This window comes from Actinomadura sp. HBU206391 (genome assembly GCF_014323665.1).
Classification (GTDB): Bacteria; Actinomycetota; Actinomycetes; order Streptosporangiales; family Streptosporangiaceae; genus Actinomadura_C.
In genome coordinates, this window is the sequence record NZ_JABVEB010000540.1 from 1 (window position 1) to 1,447 (window position 1,447).

Here is a 1,447-nt window from a genome sequence, read left to right on the forward strand (position 1 = left end):
CCCAGGGCCGATGCGTTCTCGCATCGTGAGATGAGTTGATGGTCGACGGGCCGTGGCCGAGTGGGTGTCCCCGGGTGGTGAACGAAGAACGCGATCCCCGATGATCGAAGAAAATCTTGGGTTTTCTGCTAATCCCCTCAAAGTGTGGAGACGTTCTTATGCCACTTCGGCCCTGAGCCCGGGTGTTGATGCGCTCCGTGCTTGTGCCATTTGACGTTCGAATGTGGTCGGGGCGAGCCCGTCGTTGGCGGTTTGTCTCCTGCTGGTGTTGTAGAAGTCGGCGATCCAGGTTGAGATCTTGATGCGGGCTTCGGCTCGGTTGCGCACCGCCATGGCCGACGCCACCAGCACCCGACCCGATACCGATCCCGGCCGGGCCAGTTTCACCATCGCCTGGCAAGCCGCCCGCGACCAGCTCATCCACGCCACGAACGTGATCACCGGCACGACCATCGATCGAGGCTAGTCCTGGAGGCCGAACTCCCAGTCGCCAGGGCCCACGAGGAACCAGGTCCCCGTGTCGTCCGGGGTCAGGCGGTCGCGGACCGTCAGCGCCACCACGGAGTCGATCGGGCGGTCCGCGCAGGTCACCGTGTAGAGGCCGACCCGGCACGGACGAAAGGACTCCTCGTCGCACTCCTTGGCAGTCACCGTGCGGGCGTAGTCGTCGAGGCTGCCGTCCGAGTAGACCAGCCTCAGGCGTTCCGGCCCACCTAGCATCAGGAGAAAGAAGGTGATGCCCAGCAGGGTCGGACCGGCGGAGATCCGCACCACGGCGGCCGGAGGGGTGTCACGCGGCGACCGGAGCGCGAGGAACATCCTCACGCCCATGGCGACCATGGCGATCAGCAGCACGATGAACAAGTAGAAGCCGTACTCCTCGGAGGTCCCCCCGATGGTCCAACTCGACCCCAGTGCATAGACACAGACGGCGACAACGGCACCGATGAACAACACACCAGGTGGTTTGCGCAACATATCCGGAAGATAGCAAATAAGAGTCTCGGGAAGGCGAGCCATCCAGGCACGCACCCCGGGCCGCGGGCGCGCGTCTGATGAGTATGCGCAGACAATGGCGGGCCCTGCGGGATTTCGTCTTCATGGCGAGTCGGAGTGTGCCCGAGGTCTTCGAGTACTTGATCCGTGCCCTCAATGACATCGGCAGGGTCCATGATTTTGCTGTCTCTGACGATATCCAGGGGGTAGTAGCCATCCTGTGGTGTGCGGATACTCGATTAGAGCACTGAGCTGCGGCTTCTCTTTGATTTACGCTGCGGATCTGTACTCGTTGATCAGTCCGTCAACCGCTCGGTGACGTCTGAGGCGGACCTGGTCCAGGTCTGATCATGCCGAGGGTCGTTGTTATCTGCGCAGGTCAGCGGGTCGGGGCTGGTCAGCGCCATCTGATCGCCACCCACTGCGGCCATGCCCTCCATCGGGGACCTAG

The 1,447-nt window shown here is 62.8% G+C and carries 2 protein-coding genes; both read right to left on the reverse strand.

Annotation, left to right across the window (positions count from 1 at the left end):
• Positions 1–156: 156 nt before the first annotated feature.
• Positions 157–453, reverse strand: a complete 297-nt coding sequence (locus HKK72_RS39240) for a hypothetical protein (RefSeq protein WP_187239427.1) — start codon at positions 451–453, stop codon at positions 157–159.
• A gap of 9 nt (positions 454–462) precedes the next feature.
• A complete protein-coding gene (locus tag HKK72_RS39245; RefSeq protein ID WP_187239428.1) occupies positions 463–978 on the reverse strand; it encodes a hypothetical protein in 516 nt (171 codons plus the stop codon).
• Positions 979–1,447 lie beyond the last annotated feature (469 nt).

What these genes read in the sequence shown, in the direction of transcription:
- HKK72_RS39240 (WP_187239427.1), bottom strand. Translation starts at nt 453, where the DNA reads ATGGTCGTGCCGGTGATCACGTTCGTGGCGTGGATGAGCTGGTCGCGG.
- HKK72_RS39245 (WP_187239428.1), bottom strand. Translation starts at nt 978, where the DNA reads ATGTTGCGCAAACCACCTGGTGTGTTGTTCATCGGTGCCGTTGTCGCC.